This is a genomic window from Ideonella dechloratans (assembly GCF_021049305.1).
Lineage (GTDB): Bacteria > Pseudomonadota > Gammaproteobacteria > Burkholderiales > Burkholderiaceae_C > Ideonella > Ideonella dechloratans.
Window position 1 is genome coordinate 330324 of the sequence record NZ_CP088082.1, and the last position, 16019, is coordinate 346342.

The following is a 16019-nucleotide window of genomic DNA, read 5'->3' on the forward strand; positions in this document are numbered from 1 at the left end:
GGGGATGAACCGCTGCAGATGCTGCCGGAGACCGGGATCATCGTGTGTTCCCCGCGAGCGCGGGGATGAACCGGGAGTGCGGCCGGATGAGAACCCCGCCGGCCAGTGTTCCCCGCGAGCGCGGGGATGTCTGCTGGCGCATTGCGCCGCGAGGGCCAACAGGCGTCGTTTGCCTCGCCCATGAAAAAAGGGAACGCTGTTGGCGTTCCCTTCTCGGGGCTGAGGCGTGGCCGCCGCGGGCCACGGCCCTGTCGGGCGGGATCAGGCTTCGATCAAGCCTTCTTGGCCCAGGCGCTGCACCAGCCCTTGCCGGCCACGACCTTGCCGCCGAACAGGCTGCAGGGGCCGGCGGCATCGCCAGCCTTGCCCTGGAACAGGGCGCAGCCATGGCACATCTGGCTGGCTTGGTGCTGCGGGTACTTCTTGCCATCGGCCTTGGCGGTGTCGGCCACATAGCCCAGGCTGACGGCTTGCGGGTCCTTCTCGTCGAGCTTGGCTTGGGCCATGGCGCGGGCGGCCGACAGGCCAGTGCCGACGGCGGCGACGGTCATCATGAAGACGCGGCGATTGGTGGACATGAAAACTCCGTGAAGGAAGGACAGGCGTTCAGGACATCGGCAAACCCGCCTGTCGAGAGGGTTCGCCAACACGATGCGGTTGGTGCCACCCCTGGGGGTGGCTTCAGACCTGTTCGTCATGAGCACATGACGTTTGAATCTGATCCTACCTCGTGTGAACGCCGCTGAATTTGATTTGGATGACCTCTGAGGGATTTGGTCGGGGTTTTCGATGAGGGATTTCTTATTTAATAAGAATCATTATCAATACGATAGGCGAATGACGACAGAATCTCCGTGGCCCAGTCCATGAAGAACTGGACCCGACGCGGCAGATGGCGTCGACTGGCATAGAGGAAGTTGACCGGCATCGAAGGGGCGCGCCACCCGGGCAGGATCTCGACGAGCCGGCCGGATTCCATGAGGGGCCGCAGCCCCGATTCAGGCGCCTGGATGATGCCCAGGCCCGCCAGGCAGCCGGCCTGGTAGGCGTCGGCGGAATTCACCGTCAATTGATGCGGCAGCGTCAATTCCAGAGTTTGGCCCTGGGCGTCCAGATATTCGAAGGCGGCGGGGCGGTGATGGCCGCCCACGGCATAACGGACCAGGCAATGGCCTTGGCGCAGGTCGTCCAATTGGTGGGGCACGCCATGGGCGGCCAGGTAGGCCGGGCTGGCGGCATTGAGCTGGCGCATCTGGCCAATGGGCCGCGCGACCAGGGTGGAATCCTGCAGGTGGCCCACGCGGATCAGGCAGTCGAAGCCCTCGCGCACCAGATCCACCCGTTGGTCATTGGCGCTGAACTCCACCTGCAGGTCCGGGTGCTGGCGCAGGAATTCCGGCAGGCGCGAGAGCAGCCGCACCACCAGCGCCGAGGGCATGTCCACCCGCAGCCGGCCGGTCAGCGGCGCCGTGGCGGGGCGGAACAGCGTGCCCAGGTCATCCACCCCGTCAAGCAATTCCAGGCAGCGCTCGTAGGCCGATTGACCGTCCTCGGTCAGGTGGACCCTCCGGGTGGTGCGGTGCAGCAGCTGGGTGCCCAGCCGGGCTTCCAGGCCCTGCACGGCCAGGGTGACGGTGGCCCGGGGCCAGCCCAGGGCCTGGGCGGCACGGGTGAAGCTGGCCTGTTCGGCCACGCGCACGAAGGCGCGCATCTGATCGAGGGCATCCATGCTGCATTGTTCATCAATAACAAACAGTGATGGATTGGATGGCTGATTTATCGGTGGGCAGGAGATCAATAAGCTGGCGCCATCGTCATCGCACTTTTGGAGATCACCATGTCCGAGCAACCGATCCGACCGATCGCCCTGATCACCGGCGCCAGCCGTGGCCTGGGCCGCAGCATGGCCCTGTCCCTGGCCCAGCGTGGCTGGGATCTCGTCATCACCTACCGCGAGCGGGCCGACCAGGCCGACACCCTGCGGCAGGAGGTCGAGGCCCTGGGCGGGCGCCTGGTGGCCCTGGCCCTGGACGTGGGTCAGGCCGGCCAGTTCCCCGACTTTGCCGCCCAGGTCGAGGCGGCGCTGCAAGCGCAGTGGGGCGGCCGCCGCCTGCAGGCCCTGGTCAACAACGCGGGCGTGGGCATCTATGCGCCGCTGGTGGAGCTGACCGAGGCCCAGTTCGACGCCCTGGTGGCCATCCACCTGAAGGGCCCCATCTTCCTGACCCAGGCCCTGCTGCCGCTGCTGGCCGACGGCGGACGCATCGTCAACATCTCGTCCGGCCTGACCCGTTTCAGTCTGCCCGGCTACGGCGCCTATGCGGCCATGAAGGGCGCGATCGAGGTCTTCACCCGCTACCTGGCCAAGGAGCTGGGCGCGCGCGGCATCGCGGTCAACACGGTGGCGCCGGGGGCCATCGAGACCGATTTCGGGGGGGCTGCGGTGCGCGACAAACCGGAGGTCAATAGCTTCATTGCCTCGCAGACGGCGCTGGGCCGCGCCGGTGTGCCGGAGGACATCGGACCGATGGTGGCCAGCCTGCTCTCGCCCGATCAGCGCTGGGTGAATGCCCAGCGCATCGAGGTGTCGGGCGGCATGTTCCTCTGAACCGGACGATGGCTCAGTCGTCGTCGGCCGGGAAGGCGGCGCGCAGAGCCTCGCAGAAGGCCACACTGCCGCTCAGGGTCAGGGCCAGCGTGTGGCGCACGGCGCGTGCCTCGCTCGGCTGGCTGCTGAAACGGCGGCTCGAGGTGTTGTAGTTCAAGCCTTCGTCGGCCGACCACTCCCGGCTGGCCGCCAACTCGAACTGCCAATCGTTGCCGTCTTCCAGCGGGCCGGGGCCATTGGGGAAGCGGTCCAGCGCCCAGTCCAGCACCAGGGCGGTTTCATCCTGCAGCTCGCTCCACGAGGGTGGGCCGACCGAGGCCATGGCGTCGAACACACCGTGACCATCGGTGTCCTCGCTGAAGTCGAAGTCAAGGTAACGCAGCTGAGGAGGCATGGCAATCCGAAGTAACCAGATGCAAGCATACGCCCTTCAGGGGCGCTTCGGAGGCGAACAGCGACAATTCGACCATGCGCATCGCCGATCTTCGCCAACGTCTGCAGGCCCTGGGGGCCTTGCCGGTCCACCAGGACCGCGTGCTGCGCCACTGGGTGCAGGCCAAGCCCATGGAGGCCAGCCGCCGCAAGATCGAGCACTTCCTGCCCCAGGCGGTGCGAGACGATCTGCCGGCCCTGATGGCCACGCTGGACGGCCTGGTGCGCCTGCAGTCCGAACACCCGGCCGAGGATGGTGCGGCCCGGCTGCTGGTGGCCCTGAACGATGGCCAGACCGTGGAGAGCGTGCTGCTGCCGCGCGACGGCCTGTGCGTGTCCACTCAGGTGGGCTGCGCGGTGGGCTGCCGCTTCTGCATGACCGGGCGCGACGGCCTGCTGCGCCAGGTAGGCAGCGCCGAGATCGTCGCCCAGGTGGCGCTGGCGCGCCGGCTGCGGCCGGTCAAGAAGGTCGTGTTCATGGGCATGGGCGAGCCGGCCCACAACCTGGACAACGTGCTGGAGGCCATCGAGCTGCTGGGCACACTGGGCAACATCGGCCACAAGAACCTGGTCTTTTCCACCGTGGGCGACGAGCGCGCCTTCGAGCGCCTGCCGCAGGGCCGGGTCAAGCCGGCGCTGGCGCTGTCGCTGCACACCACGCGGGCGGATCTGCGCGCCGAGCTGCTGCCGCGCGCGCCGCGCATCGCGCCTGCCGAGCTGATGGACCGCGCCGAGGCCTACGCCCGCGCCACCGGCTACCCGCTGCAGGTGCAGTGGACGCTGATCGAGGGCGTGAACGACAGCGACGCCGAGATGGACGCCTTGGTCAAGCTCTTCCAGGGCCGCTACGCCATGCTGAACATGATCCCCTACAACGCGGTGCCCGATCTGCCCTACCAGCGGCCCGCCTGGGAGAAGGCAGCTGAGCTGGCCCGGCGCCTGCACCGCCAGGGCGTGCTGACCAAGCTGCGTCACTCGGCGGGGCAGGATGTGGACGGAGGCTGCGGCCAGCTGCGGGCGCGGCAGGCGGCCACCGGGACCGGGGTGCCGGTCACCCTGCAGCGTCGTCCGCAGGCGGCCTGAACCGCCGGCTCACTTCCAGCCGAAGTGCTGGCGCAGCAGGGCGGCGCTGGCGTTGATGGGCTGGTCCAGCACGCTGGGCAGGGTGACCACCGATTGGGCCGGCGGGCGCAGCGGGTGCGCACCCAGCACGGCCGCGTGACGGATCACCCAGCCCGCGCGCTGCAGGGCCTCCAGGTAGGCGATGGCGTCCGGCCAGGCCTGGGCGTCGTGCGGGTGCGCACCAGGCCACAGCGAGAACAGCACCTGCTGGCAGCGGCTGCGCGCCACTTCCTCCTGGAAGGCCGCCACCGTGGTGCGGCTTTCCTGCAGGGCCGAGGCCCGGGCATAGAGCTTGAACTTGTCACCCTGCGCCGTCTCCATGTCGCGCACGCTGCGGTTGAAGCAGCCGCTCAGGCAGCGCAGCAGGGTGGACTTGCGGGTGTTCGGATTGCCGATCAGGACATGTGCTTCCACCATAGGCAGCCAAGTTTAGCGCCGCATGATGGGTGCCAGCCTCAGGCGCCGTCGGCGGCGGTCTGGTCGGGCAGTCGCAGGGTCCGGGCGTTGAAGTCGTACTCGAAGACCTCGCCGTGGCGGGCCCAGGAGACGATGGTCTGGAGCACCTGGCGGGCTTCGGCCGGCTCCAGCGCCTCGCTCAGCAGGCGCAGGAAGGGGGCCTCGGGCAGTTCGCCGGTGGCCTCCTGCTCCAGGCTGTGGCGGATGTGGGCCGCCAGCGGCACATGGGTCAGCAGTTGCTGGCCGAAGACCTCGTGGCGCAGGGTGTGCGAGCCGTCCACATAGCGCCGGCCCAGCGGGCTGAGCTGCAGGTCGCCATCGGCCAGATGGGCCAGGCCCAGCAGCGACACCGCGTGCGCGGCCGGCAGCAGCTCGGCGTCGGTCAGCTCCGACTCCTCGGACAGCTGCGGCAGGTCGGCGCGGCCATTGAAGGGCTCATCGGCCAGCAGCTCCAGCAGATCGTCCATGCGGGCCACGTCGGCCGCGGGCAGGCGGGTGGCCAGGGCCGGGGCCACCGGGGCCGCGGTGCCGGCGCGGGCGCCGGTCATCAGTCCGTAGACCTGGTCGATCAGGGCGCGCACCTCGGCGCTCTCGGCGTCGCGCGGGTGCGGCAGGGCGATGGCCAGCTCGGAGCGCACGCGGCCCGGGTCGCTGGCGAACACCAGCACCCGGTCAGCCATCATCACGGCCTCCTCGATGTTGTGCGACACCACCAGCATGGCCTTGGTCGGCATCTGGCCGGAGGTCCACAGCTCCAGAATGTCCTCGCGCAGGCGTTCGCCGGTCAGCACGTCCAGCGCGGAGAAGGCCTCGTCCATCAGCAGCACATGAGGCTCGGTCACCAGGGCGCGGGCAATGCCCACGCGCTGGCGCATGCCGCCCGACAGCTCGCGCGGCAGGGCCCCCTCGAAGCCCGCCAGGCCGATCAGCTCGATGGCTGACTGGGCCTTCTGCGCGCGCACCTCGGCCGCCACGCCGCGGGCTTCCAGCCCCAGCTCCACGTTCTGCTGCACCGTCAGCCAGGGGAACAGCGCGAAGGACTGGAACACCATGCTGATGCCCCGGGCCGGGCCGTAGAGCGGCTGGCCCCGGTAGCGCACATCGCCCTGGTCGGCCTCCACCAAGCCGGCCATGATGCGCAGCAGGGTGCTCTTGCCCGAGCCGGACTGGCCCAGCAGGGCGACGATCTCGCCCTCGCGCAGGGTGAAGTCCACGCCGTCGAGCACGGCACGGCTGCGGCCGTCCGCGGCGCGGAAGGACTTGCCCACGCCACGCAGTTGGAGGATGTCGGTGCTCATGTCGGCGCTCCGCAAGGACGAGATGGAAGGTGAGGCCAGGGGGTCAGAAGTGCATGCGGTCTTCGGCCATGCGGTACAGGCGCCGCCACACCAGGTGGTTCAGACCCATCACGAACAGGCACATCACGCCGATGCCCAGCGCGATACGGGGGAAGTCCCCCACCGCGGTCATGTGTGCGATGTAGCTGCCCAGGCCCTCGGCCTGCAGCGTGGTGTCACCCCAGGTGACGTACTCGGAGACGATGCTGGCATTCCAGGAGCCGCCGCTGGCGGTCAGTGCGCCGGTGACGAAGCTGGGGAACACGGCCGGCAGCAGGAAGCGGCGCCACTTCAGCCAGCCGCTCAGCCCCAGGTTCTGGGCCGCGAAGCGCAGCTCGGTCGGGATGCTGGAGGCCCCCGCGATGACGTTGAACAGGATGTACCACTGGGTGCCGAAGACCATCAGCGGCGAGAGCCAGATGTTGGGGTTCAGGCGCCAGTGCACCAGGGCCATCACCACCACCGGGAACAGCAGGTTGGCCGGGAAGGCGGCCAGGAACTGGGCCACCGCCTGCAGGCGGCCGGACCAGCGCGGGTTCATGCCGATCCACACGCCCACCGGCACCCAGACCACCGCCGCCAGGGCGATCAGCACGCTCACCCGCAGCAGGGTCAGGCAGCCCAGCCACAGCACATGACCCACCTCGGCCCAGCCCACCTCGGCGTGGACGAAGCGCAGCAGGCTCCACAGCGCGTAGAGCACCACCGCGGCGATCAGGGCGTCCCAGGCCCGCTGCACCGGCCAGGTGGTGGCGCGCGGGCGGGCGCGGATCGAGGTGCCGTCGTGCCGGCGGTGGAACAGCACCAGCGTGCGTTCGAGCTGACCCACCAGCCACGCGCCCAGGGCCTGGGTGCCGCGGGTTCGGCGCAGCCAGGTCAGCAGCCAGGACTGCGGTGCCGCGCCACTGCCGCCTTCCTCGAAGCGGAACTTGTCGGCCCAGGCCACCAGGGGACGGAACAGCAGCTGGTCGTACAGCAGGATGGCACCCAGCATGCAGGCGATGGCCCAGCCGATGGCGCCCAGGTCACGGGCCTCGATGGCCATGGCGATGTAGGAGCCCACGCCTGGCAGCTTGATGCTCTGGTTGGAGACGCTGATGGCCTCCGAGGCCACGACGAAGAACCAGCCGCCGGACATGGACATCATCATGTTCCACAAGAGGCCGGGCATGGCGAAGGGCAGCTCCAGGCGCCAGAAGCGCTGCCAGCCCGAGAGCTGGAACACGCGGGCCGCCTCCTGGAGTTCGGCCGGCACCGTGCGCAGCGACTGGTACAGGCTGAAGGCCATGTTCCAGGCCTGCGAGGTGAAGATGGCGAAGATGGCCGCGCATTCCACCCCGAAGAGATTGCCCGGGAACAGGGCGATGAAGCCGGTGACGGTGATGGACAGGAAGCCCAGGATGGGGATGGACTGAAGGATGTCCAGCAGCGGAACCAGCACCCGCTCCGCGGTGGCATTCTTGGCCGCCAGCACCGCGAAGCAGCCGGCGAACAGCAGCGAGGCCACCATGGCCACGGCCATGCGCAGCGTGGTGCGCAGGAAATAGTAGGGCAGCTGCCAGGGATCCAGGGACAGGGCGATCGGGTCGCCCAGGTGGAAGGGGCGCGCCATGCCCATGGCCCCGTAGGCCAGCAGCACCAGCGTGGCCAGCACCACGGGCAGCAGCGCCCAGTCCCAGCGGTTGACCGGGGACTCGACCGCCGCGCGGGCGAAGAAGCGCTGTTCGTTCTGCATGGGACGCTCGCTCGTCGTGGGCAGGAAGCTCGGAAAGGTTAACCCGGCATCCTCGCATGCCGATGTGTCATGCCCAAGAACAACGGCCTGCGGGACAGCCTTCGGTCAGGCCAGGGACGGGGCGCCGTCAGCCTCAGTCGGCCCAGCGCAACACGGCTTCGTCGCGCCAGTAGGCCAGGGCGCTGTAGTAACCCTCCCAGACGCAGCCGATGCAGCCGCGACCGCAGCAGGTGGTGGGCTCGGGCGGTGGCTCGGGCAGTTCGGTGCTGTGGCGCTGGGCGCTGGCCTGCACCGCGGTGATCAGGGCCTGGGCCTCGGCGCGGTCGGCCGGGTTCCACGCCAGCAGGGCATCGTCGGGAATCAGCATCGGCGGACCCGCGGTTCAGCCCAGGCGCTGGGCGCTGACGTAGTCCTGGCGGAAGGCCTCGAAGTCCTGCGTCTCGCCGGCTTCGAGCCGGGCCTGCTCGGCCAGCGATTCCTGCGCCATGCGGGTCCAGCGGTCCTGGGCGGCCGGGTCCAGCTTGCGGCCCTGGAAGGCCTGCCAGACGGCGTCCGAGCGCTGGCGCACGAAGTCCACGTACTCGATGCCGTTCTGCTGCAGCGTGGCCACGACCCGGGCCGAAGGCGTGAGCGCCGGATCGGCCAGACGCTGGCGGGCCTCGGTCAGGGCCGTCTGGTGGCCGCTGCCCAGCGGCGAGCTGTCCAGGTAGCGGGCGATGGGTTCGAGCTCGGCCAGCAGCTCGGCCGCCCAGTCGGTCAGCAGCACCGTCTGGTCGCCGCGTTCCAGCAGCAGACCGGGCTCGCGGCCACGGGCCGCGGTGCGGTGCAGGTTGAGCACCATGGCGCCCAGTTCCTCGGGCGTGTCCGGCGGGCTGTCGCTCAGGGCGCAGTGCAGCAGGAAGATGTCCAGGAAGCGCGAGGTCAGGGCGTTGATGCCCAGCGGCTCGAAGGGGTCGAGGTCCATGCAGCGCACTTCCACGTACTCGACGCCGCGCTCGCGCAGCGCATGCAGCGGCCGCTCGCCCGAACGGATGACGCGCTTGGGGCGGATGGTGCTGTAGAACTCGTTCTCGATCTGCAGCAGGGTGGTGCCCAGCTGCAGGTACTCGCCATGGTCGTCACGGATGCCCATGGCCTCGTAGGCCGGATAGGGACGGGTGAGGGCATCCTGCAGCGAGGCGGCGTAGCTGTCCAGGCAGTTGTAGCTCACCCGCAGGCTGGCCTGGGCGTCGCTCTGGTAGCCCAGCCGGCCCATGCGCAGCGAGGTGGCGTGTGGCAGGTACAGGCTGTGGCGGCCGAGCTTCTGCAGGCCGTGCGGGCGGCCGGCCACAAAGCCCTCGTCCACCGCCGGCGAGGCACCGAAGAGGTAGAGCAGCAGGAAGGAGTGGCGGCGGAAGTTGCGGATCAGCGCGAAGTACTCGGCGCTGCTCAGGCCGGGCAGCGACCAGTTGTAGTGGATGCCCGAGATGGTCTGCATGCGCCGGCCGTAGCGGTGGCTCAGGCCCATGCGGTAGACCGTCTTGGCACGCGCGATGTTGGAGGTGCCGTAGTGGGCCACCGGAATCTGATCGTCCGGCGGCAGGTGGCCCGGCATGCTCGAGACCCACAGCCGCTCCTCGCCGATGGCCTGGTAGGTCAGCTGGTGCAGGCTGTCGAGCTCGGCCAGGCAGTCCAGCGCGGTGTTGTGGGCACCGGTCACCAACTCCACCTGCGATTCGCTGAAATCGGTGGTGATGTAGGGGTGGGTGAGGGCCGAGCCCAGCAGCGGCGGATGCGGCGTGAGCGCCAGCGAGCCGTCGGGCAGGCTGCGCAGGCTCTCCTTCTCGATGCCGCGGCGCAGGCCAGCCAGGCGTTCGGGGGTGAGCTCGTTCAGTCGGATGGGCATGCGGTGGGCGCTTCTTGTTGTCGAATGGGCGTGATTGGACGCCAATTTCGAGACGCCTGCATGGCAGCGTCCCAGTGCCCCTGCACCGTCTCGGGGCGGCGGACCAGCTTACGCGATCTGCCCCTGGGGCGGCGTGAGCGGTGTCAAGGGGTCGTCGCGCACCGCCTGGCGCAGCAGGTCGCAGGTGAGCTGGATGTGGGCCTCCAGGGCCAGGGCCGCGCGGGCTTCCTGCCGGGCGATGGCGGCCTGGAAGATGTCGGTGTGCTCGCGGTGCACGTCGCGGTGCAGCGGGGCCCGGGCGCCCAGCCGGATGGCGACGTGGCGGTAGCGCTCGGCCTGCCGATACAGGATGCTCAGCAGGTACTTGGTCCAGGGTGAGCGGTGGGCCGAGATCAGGGCTTCGTGGAAGGCCTTGTTGGCCTGCTCCCATTCCAGCGGGTCCAGGCCGCCGCGGCGCTGCTCGGCCAGGCTGAGCTGCTCGAAGGCCGCCCGCAGCCGGGCGTCCCAGTCGCCATCGCCATGGCGGATGGACTGGCGCAGCGCGTCGGTCTCCAGCATCACGCGGGTGGCGGTGATGTCCTCCAGATCGGCCAGCGAGATGGGCGTGACGCGGAAGCCGCGCTGCCCCTCGGCCACCACCAGGGCATCGGACAGCAGCAGGGCCAGGGCCTCGCGCAGGGTGCCGGCGCCCACCTCGTAGTGGTCCTTCAGGTGTTCCACCCGCAGCCGGGCGCCGGGGGCCAGGGTGCCGCTGACGATGTCCTGGCGCAGCGCCAGGTAGGCCCGCTCCACCAGGGTGCGCGGGGGCTGGCTGTCGCTGCTCAGGCGGTGGGCGGGAAAACGGTCGGCGGGCAGCATCTCAGGATTCCTCGGCCGGGGCGGGGGCCTCGCCGGACTGGCGACGCTTGAGCCGGTAGGCCAGCTGGGGCCGGGTCAGCTGCAGCAGCCGGGCCGCGCCGGAGAGGTTGCCCTGCGCGCGCTCGACGGCCAGGTTCAGCAGTTGCTCTTCCAGCGTGTCGAGGGCCAGCCCGCTGTCCAGGATGCGCGCGCACAGGGCGCGCTCGCTGTCCGACGGCGCGGCCGCCAGGCGCCCTTGCGGGTCCAGCGCGGCGCTGCCGGTGTCGCGGAAGTTGGGAAACAGGTGTTCCACATCGATGGAGCCGCCGGGCAGGGCCAGGATCACGCCACGCTCCACCAGGTTCTCCAGCTCGCGCACATTGCCCGGCCAGTCGTGGGCCAGCAGGGCCGCCATCGCGCGGTCGCTGAAGCCCAGCAGACGCTTGTGGTGCTGGGCGGCGTAGCGCTCCAGCAGGTGCTGGGCCAGCGGGGCGATGTCGGCCGTGCGTTCGCGCAGGGCAGGGATGGCGATGGGATAGACGTTCAGGCGATACAGCAGATCGCGCCGGAAGCGGCCGGCGGCCACCGCGGCTTCCAGGTCGACGTTGGTGGCGGCCACCAGGCGCACATTGACCTTGCGCGGCTGCTCGGAGCCCAGGCGCTCGACCTCGCCTTCCTGCAGCACCCGCAGCAGCTTGGCCTGGGCCGGCAGCGGCATGTCGCCCACCTCGTCCAGGAACAGGGTGCCGCCGTCCGCCCGCTCGAAGCGGCCGGCCCGGGTGGCGTGGGCGCCGGTGTAGGCGCCCTTCTCGACGCAGAAGAGCTCGGCCTCGATCAGCTCGGCGGGCAGGGCGGCGCAGTTGACCGCCACGAAGGGGCCGCCGGCGCGGTCCGACAGGGTGTGCAGGGCGCGGGCGAAGCGCTCCTTGCCCACGCCGGTCTCGCCGGTCAGCAGCACCGACACCTGGGTGGCCGCGGCGCGGCGCAGCAGGTCGTGGGCCCGCTGGAAGGCCGGCGAGTTGCCCACCAGCATGCCGGCCTGGGCATCCGGCTCGGTGGTGGTCAGGGCTTCGACCTGGCGGCTCAGGGCCTCGATCTTGTCCAGCAGCGAGTCGTCCTCGAAATAGGTGCGGTGCTGCTCGCCATCGGGCCAGTCCTCGATGGGACGGCCCTCGATCAGGCAGTGGTCGGCCCCGCAGGCGGCGCACTGCACTTCCTTGAACAGGATGAGCCGGCCCATGAAGGCGCTGGTGTAGCCGCTGGCATAGCCCAGCAGGGTCCAGCACACCGGCTCGTCCGCGGGGCCGAAGAGCTGGCGGTGGGCATGGGCCTCCCAGGAGTCGTCCCAGCGGTAGCGGCCGTGGTACTGGCCGGTGCGCATGTTCATCTCCAGGCTCTGCTGGCTCACCCGGGCTGCACCTTCGAGCATGTGCAGCTGCGGCCCCACCTGGAACACCTCCTCGGGCGCCATGTCGGGCCGGCGTCGGCGCGCGAACTCGGCGTCGCGCAGTCCGCAGGCGTAGCCCATGCGGGTCAGCAGGCGGCGGGTGTGCTCCGGGCCCACGGAGCCCAGCAGGTCGCGCCGCAGGGCGCTCAGGGCCTGGGTGTCCATCAGCACCATGCGGTGCTCGCCCAGCCAGATGGCCCCGCTCTCGGGGGAGAAGCGCAGCAGGCGCCTGAGGTCGTCGTCGGTCGGGAGGCGGTTCTTGGGGGCGGCCACGTTGTCTCCATCTCGATCGCGCAAATCTCGAGATTTGCGCGACATGCCGTCAATCACGGTTCTGGCGGGCCTCGGGCTGTCTTTTGATCATTTGATGAAGTCCGCCAAGAGATTGTGCGCCATTTGATCCAACAAGTCCAAGTCGCAGCAGGGAAATCCCCGGCTTGCCGCCCAGCGCTTCGCTTGTTCAGCACGGCCGGTGTGGGTCGGTGCGGGGCCGAAATTTCGGGGTTTTCCCTTTGAATATCGAGATTTCAGGGTCAAGTCGCCGTTCTTGGCACGGCCTTCGCAATTCATCCGGCATCCACCGACCGGAGGCCCGCCGTGAATCCCGAAACCGCCCACACCGCCGACACCGAGCAACAGACCCCCGCGGTCCTGCGCAAGTTCGTGCGGGTGCAGTCGGTCCGGGGGGATGGGCTGGTCAGCTTCGACTTCGCCATCGGCTGGCCGGAGTTGTCTGTGGAACTGATGCTGCCCCGGCCTGCCTTCGAGGCGTTTTGCGCGACCCACCGCGTCGAACGGCTCGATGGCCCCGAGGACGGCCGCTGACCCACCAGGAGACAAGCCCCATGAACATCGATCTGCAGGCCCGCGAGATCCAGCCCCTGCGCCACACCTTCAGCCATGTGGCCCAGGCCCAGGGCGGCGACAAGCCGGCCTCGCGCTATCTGGAAGCCACCCTCGGGGCCCAGGCCCTGACCAACTTCCATTACCGGCCCACCTGGGATCCGGCCCACACCCTGTTCGACCCGGCGCGCAGCGCCATCCGCTTGGCCGACTGGAACGTGCTGCGCGACCCGCGCCAGTTCTACTACGCCACCTGGACCATGGCCCGCGCCCGCCAGCAGGAGGCGATGGAGGCCAACTTCCAGTTCGTCGAGCAGCGTGGCCTGGCCGACCGCATGCCCGAGGCCGTGAAGGCCCAGGCCCTGACCCTGCTGATGCCGCTGCGCCACGTGGCCTGGGGCGGCAACATGAACAACGCCGCCATCTGCGCCTACGGCTTCGGCACGCCCTTCACCGCGCCGGCCATGTTCCACGCCATGGACCAGCTGGGCGCCGCCCAGTACCTGACCCGCGTGGGCCTGACCCTGGGCGGGCCGGAATCCCTGGACGAAGGCAAGGCCGCCTGGATGGGCGCGCCGGCCTGGCAGCGCCTGCGCCATTACGTCGAGGACAGCTTCGTCGAGGCCGACCCGATGGCCCTGTTCGTGGCCCAGAACCTGGCCCTGGACGGTCTGCTGTACCCGCTGGTCTACGGCGCCCTGGTGGACGATCACCTGAGCCTGCAGGGCGGCACCGCGGTGGCCATGCTCACCGCCTTCATGCCCGAGTGGCACGAGGAAAGCGCCCGCTGGGTCGATGCCGTGGTCAAGACCGCCGCGGCCGCCAGCGAGGACAACCGCCGCCTGCTGTCCGACTGGGCCCGCCAGTGGGGCGAGCGTGCCAAGGGCGCGCTGGCGCCGGTGGCCGAGATGGTGCTGGGCGAGACCGCGCAGACCGTGATCGACGAGGTGTGGGAGGCCTGGCAGGCCCGCTGCGCCAAGGCCGGCCTGGCCGTCTGACCTCCGCCCACCCCCGACAGGAGCCCCCATGTCCAACGTGTTCATCGCCTTCCAGGCCAACGAGGAGTCCCGTCCCGTCGTGGACGCCATCCTGGCCGACAACCCGCACGCCATCGTCAGCCACCCCACCGGCCTGGTGAAGATCGACGCCCCTGGCCACCTGACGATCCGGCGCGAAACGATCGAGTCGCAGACCGGCCGCAGCTACGACCTGCAGCAGATCCAGGTGAACCTGGTGACGCTGTCGGGTCACGTCGATGAGGACGACGACCAGCTCACGCTGAGCTGGAAGCACTGAAGCCCTCCTTTCGCCGCAACGCACTTCCACGTATTCCACGCGCCCCCAAGCCGCCACGCAAAGAGCGGCCCGCGCCACACCACCGGAGACAAGCCCCATGGACACCCGTGTCGCCCGCAAGAAGCTGGGCCTGAAGGAACGCTACGCCGCCATGACCCGCGGTCTGGGCTGGGAAACCAGCTACCAGCCGATGGACAAGGTCTTCCCCTATGACCGCTACGAGGGTCTGAAGATCCACGACTGGGATCAGTGGCAGGACCCCTTCCGCCTGACGATGGACGCCTACTGGAAGTACCAGGGCGAGAAGGAGAAGAAGCTCTACGCGGTGATCGAGGCCTTCGCCCAGAACAACGGCCAGCTGGGCGTGGCGGATGCGCGCTACGTCAACGCGCTCAAGCTCTTCATCCAGGGCGTGACGCCGCTGGAGTACTACGCCCACCGCGGCTTCGCCCATGTGGGCCGCCAGTTCACCGGCGAGGGCGCCCGGGTGGCCGCGCAGATGCAGTCCATCGACGAACTGCGCCACTACCAGACCGAGACGCATGCCATCTCGCACTACAACAAGTACTTCAACGGCATGCACAGCCCGAACCACTGGTTCGACCGGGTCTGGTACCTGTCCGTGCCCAAGTCCTTCTTCGAGGACGCCTGCACCGCCGGGCCCTTCGAGTTCCTGACCGCGGTCAGCTTCTCCTTCGAGTACGTGCTGACCAACCTGCTGTTCGTGCCCTTCATGTCGGGCGCGGCGCACAACGGCGACATGTCCACCGTGACCTTCGGCTTCTCGGCGCAGAGCGACGAGTCGCGCCACATGACGCTGGGCATCGAGTGCATCAAGTTCATGCTGGAGCAGGACCCGGACAACGTGCCCATCGTCCAGCGCTGGATCGACAAGTGGTTCTGGCGCGGCTACCGCCTGCTGACCCTGGTGGCCATGATGCAGGACTACATGCTGCCCAAGCGCGTGATGAGCTGGAAGGAAGCCTGGGAGATGTACGCCGAGAGCAACGGCGGCGCGCTCTTCAAGGATCTGGCGCGCTACGGCATCCGCGAGCCCAAGGGCTGGAAGGACGCCTGCGAAGGCAAGGACCACATCAGCCACCAGGCCTGGAACACCTTCTACAACTACGCCGCTGCCGCGCCCTTCCACACCTGGGTGCCCAAGGACGACGAGCTGCAGTGGCTGTCGGAGAAGTACCCCAACACCTTCGACGCCCTGTACCGCCCGCGCCTGGAGTACTACCGCGGCCAGCAGGAGCAGGGTCAGCGCTTCTACAACAAGACGCTGCCGATGCTGTGCCAGACCTGCCAGATCCCCATGCTCTTCACCGAGCCGGGCGATGCCACGCAGATCGCCTACCGCGAGTCCAGCTACCTGGGCGACAAGTTCCACTTCTGCAGCGACCACTGCAAGGAGATCTTCGACCACGAGCCCGAGAAGTACGTCCAGGCCTGGCTGCCGGTGCACCAGATCTACCAGGGCCACTGCTTCAAGCCGGGCGTGGACCCGACCGCCCCGGGCTTCGACCCGCTGGCCGCGGTGCTCGACTACTACGAGCTCAACGTGGGCCGGGACAACTTCGACTTCGAAGGGTCCGAAGACCAGAAGAACTTCGCCGCCTGGCGTGGCGATGGCACCCACAACGCTTCCGGAGAACAGGCATGACCGTCGTTGCCGCCGCCCCCTACCGCTTCCCCGTGGCCGACGTGCGGGAGAACTTCCCGGCCCCGCTGCTCTACATCGGCTGGGACCAGCACCTGATGTTCTGCGCCCCGTTCTGCCTGCCGCTGCCGCCGGACCTGCCCTTCGACGCGCTGCTGACCCAGGTGCTGCCCGGCATCTACGGTGCCCACCCGGACTTCGCCCGCATCGACTGGGACCAGGCCCAGTGGACCAAGGCCGGCCAGCCCTGGCGGCCGGACCGTGCCAAGAGCCTGGCCGAGAACGGCCTGGGCCACAAGGACGCGATCCACTTCCGCACGCCGGGCCTGAACGGCATCGCGGGCTCCTGCAGCTGAGG

Annotated in this window: 17 protein-coding genes; 7 read left to right on the top strand and 10 right to left on the bottom strand. The window is 69.2% G+C overall.

Features of this window, described 5'->3' with window-relative positions; translation table 11 throughout:
- Positions 1-272: 272 nt before the first annotated feature.
- A complete protein-coding gene (locus tag LRM40_RS19450; protein ID WP_151123213.1) occupies positions 273-578 on the bottom strand; it encodes a high-potential iron-sulfur protein in 306 nt (101 codons plus the stop codon).
- A 227-nt stretch (positions 579-805) separates the two neighbouring features.
- Entirely contained in the window at positions 806-1729 is a 924-nt protein-coding gene (locus tag LRM40_RS19455; RefSeq protein ID WP_151123212.1) for a LysR family transcriptional regulator, read from the bottom strand.
- Between the two features lie 108 nt (positions 1730-1837).
- Between LRM40_RS19455 and LRM40_RS19460 the strand changes: the two genes are divergently transcribed.
- Positions 1838-2608: an SDR family NAD(P)-dependent oxidoreductase gene (locus LRM40_RS19460; RefSeq protein WP_151123211.1), complete on the top strand. Its 771-nt coding sequence runs from the start codon at positions 1838-1840 to the stop codon at positions 2606-2608.
- 13 nt (positions 2609-2621) lie between these two features.
- On the opposite strand, the gene LRM40_RS19465 is transcribed toward LRM40_RS19460, so the two are convergent.
- A complete protein-coding gene (locus LRM40_RS19465; RefSeq protein WP_151123210.1) occupies positions 2622-3002 on the bottom strand; it encodes a hypothetical protein in 381 nt (126 codons plus the stop codon).
- Between the two features lie 74 nt (positions 3003-3076).
- Here LRM40_RS19465 and LRM40_RS19470 point away from each other — a divergent pair, with 74 nt between their 5' ends.
- Positions 3077-4123 (top strand): RNA methyltransferase, encoded by a 1047-nt coding sequence (locus LRM40_RS19470; protein WP_151123209.1) that lies wholly within the window; start codon positions 3077-3079, stop codon positions 4121-4123.
- 9 nt (positions 4124-4132) lie between these two features.
- Here LRM40_RS19470 and LRM40_RS19475 read toward each other — a convergent pair whose 3' ends face one another.
- The 7 genes from LRM40_RS19475 to LRM40_RS19505 all read right to left on the bottom strand — a co-directional run bounded on the left by LRM40_RS19475 (position 4133) and on the right by LRM40_RS19505 (position 12132).
- Positions 4133-4579 carry a hypothetical protein gene (locus LRM40_RS19475; protein WP_231067916.1) on the bottom strand — a complete coding sequence of 149 codons (447 nt, stop codon included), beginning with the start codon at positions 4577-4579 and terminating at the stop codon, positions 4133-4135.
- 38 nt (positions 4580-4617) lie between these two features.
- Entirely contained in the window at positions 4618-5916 is a 1299-nt protein-coding gene (locus LRM40_RS19480; protein ID WP_151123207.1) for an ABC transporter ATP-binding protein, read from the bottom strand.
- 43 nt (positions 5917-5959) lie between these two features.
- Positions 5960-7690: an ABC transporter permease gene (locus tag LRM40_RS19485; protein ID WP_151123206.1), complete on the bottom strand. Its 1731-nt coding sequence runs from the start codon at positions 7688-7690 to the stop codon at positions 5960-5962.
- Between the two features lie 133 nt (positions 7691-7823).
- Positions 7824-8057, bottom strand: coding sequence for an oxidoreductase-like domain-containing protein (locus LRM40_RS19490; RefSeq protein ID WP_151123205.1), 234 nt, complete (start codon positions 8055-8057; stop codon positions 7824-7826).
- 15 nt (positions 8058-8072) lie between these two features.
- Entirely contained in the window at positions 8073-9575 is a 1503-nt protein-coding gene (gene gshA / locus LRM40_RS19495; RefSeq protein ID WP_151123204.1) for a glutamate--cysteine ligase, read from the bottom strand.
- Between the two features lie 108 nt (positions 9576-9683).
- Positions 9684-10433, bottom strand: a complete 750-nt coding sequence (locus tag LRM40_RS19500; protein WP_151123203.1) for a GntR family transcriptional regulator — start codon at positions 10431-10433, stop codon at positions 9684-9686.
- A 1-nt stretch (position 10434) separates the two neighbouring features.
- Positions 10435-12132, bottom strand: coding sequence for a sigma-54-dependent Fis family transcriptional regulator (locus LRM40_RS19505; protein ID WP_231067917.1), 1698 nt, complete (start codon positions 12130-12132; stop codon positions 10435-10437).
- A gap of 324 nt (positions 12133-12456) precedes the next feature.
- On the opposite strand from LRM40_RS19505, the gene LRM40_RS19510 reads away from it, so the two are divergent.
- The 5 genes from LRM40_RS19510 (at position 12457) to LRM40_RS19530 (ending at position 16017) form a co-directional block, all read left to right on the top strand.
- Positions 12457-12684, top strand: a complete 228-nt coding sequence (locus tag LRM40_RS19510) for a phenol hydroxylase subunit (protein ID WP_211372949.1) — start codon at positions 12457-12459, stop codon at positions 12682-12684.
- Between the two features lie 20 nt (positions 12685-12704).
- Positions 12705-13700, top strand: a complete 996-nt coding sequence (locus tag LRM40_RS19515; RefSeq protein ID WP_151123201.1) for a ferritin family protein — start codon at positions 12705-12707, stop codon at positions 13698-13700.
- A gap of 28 nt (positions 13701-13728) precedes the next feature.
- A complete protein-coding gene (locus tag LRM40_RS19520; RefSeq protein ID WP_022979342.1) occupies positions 13729-13998 on the top strand; it encodes an MmoB/DmpM family protein in 270 nt (89 codons plus the stop codon).
- 97 nt (positions 13999-14095) lie between these two features.
- Positions 14096-15664: an aromatic/alkene/methane monooxygenase hydroxylase/oxygenase subunit alpha gene (locus tag LRM40_RS19525; protein WP_151123200.1), complete on the top strand. Its 1569-nt coding sequence runs from the start codon at positions 14096-14098 to the stop codon at positions 15662-15664.
- Positions 15661-16017: a phenol hydroxylase subunit P4 gene (locus LRM40_RS19530; RefSeq protein ID WP_151123199.1), complete on the top strand. Its 357-nt coding sequence runs from the start codon at positions 15661-15663 to the stop codon at positions 16015-16017. Before LRM40_RS19525 ends, LRM40_RS19530 begins: the two co-directional genes overlap by 4 nt.
- Positions 16018-16019 lie beyond the last annotated feature (2 nt).

Excerpts from the sequence above, each read along its gene's own strand:
- LRM40_RS19450 (WP_151123213.1), bottom strand. The coding sequence starts at position 578 with ATGTCCACCAATCGCCGCGTCTTCATGATGACCGTCGCCGCCGTCGGC.
- LRM40_RS19455 (WP_151123212.1), bottom strand. The coding sequence starts at position 1,729 with ATGGATGCCCTCGATCAGATGCGCGCCTTCGTGCGCGTGGCCGAACAG.
- LRM40_RS19460 (WP_151123211.1), top strand. The coding sequence starts at position 1,838 with ATGTCCGAGCAACCGATCCGACCGATCGCCCTGATCACCGGCGCCAGC.
- LRM40_RS19465 (WP_151123210.1), bottom strand. The coding sequence starts at position 3,002 with ATGCCTCCTCAGCTGCGTTACCTTGACTTCGACTTCAGCGAGGACACC.
- LRM40_RS19470 (WP_151123209.1), top strand. The coding sequence starts at position 3,077 with ATGCGCATCGCCGATCTTCGCCAACGTCTGCAGGCCCTGGGGGCCTTG.
- LRM40_RS19475 (WP_231067916.1), bottom strand. The coding sequence starts at position 4,579 with ATGGTGGAAGCACATGTCCTGATCGGCAATCCGAACACCCGCAAGTCC.
- LRM40_RS19480 (WP_151123207.1), bottom strand. The coding sequence starts at position 5,916 with ATGAGCACCGACATCCTCCAACTGCGTGGCGTGGGCAAGTCCTTCCGC.
- LRM40_RS19485 (WP_151123206.1), bottom strand. The coding sequence starts at position 7,690 with ATGCAGAACGAACAGCGCTTCTTCGCCCGCGCGGCGGTCGAGTCCCCG.
- LRM40_RS19490 (WP_151123205.1), bottom strand. The coding sequence starts at position 8,057 with ATGCTGATTCCCGACGATGCCCTGCTGGCGTGGAACCCGGCCGACCGC.
- gshA (WP_151123204.1), bottom strand. The coding sequence starts at position 9,575 with ATGCCCATCCGACTGAACGAGCTCACCCCCGAACGCCTGGCTGGCCTG.
- LRM40_RS19500 (WP_151123203.1), bottom strand. The coding sequence starts at position 10,433 with ATGCTGCCCGCCGACCGTTTTCCCGCCCACCGCCTGAGCAGCGACAGC.
- LRM40_RS19515 (WP_151123201.1), top strand. The coding sequence starts at position 12,705 with ATGAACATCGATCTGCAGGCCCGCGAGATCCAGCCCCTGCGCCACACC.
- LRM40_RS19520 (WP_022979342.1), top strand. The coding sequence starts at position 13,729 with ATGTCCAACGTGTTCATCGCCTTCCAGGCCAACGAGGAGTCCCGTCCC.
- LRM40_RS19525 (WP_151123200.1), top strand. The coding sequence starts at position 14,096 with ATGGACACCCGTGTCGCCCGCAAGAAGCTGGGCCTGAAGGAACGCTAC.
- LRM40_RS19530 (WP_151123199.1), top strand. The coding sequence starts at position 15,661 with ATGACCGTCGTTGCCGCCGCCCCCTACCGCTTCCCCGTGGCCGACGTG.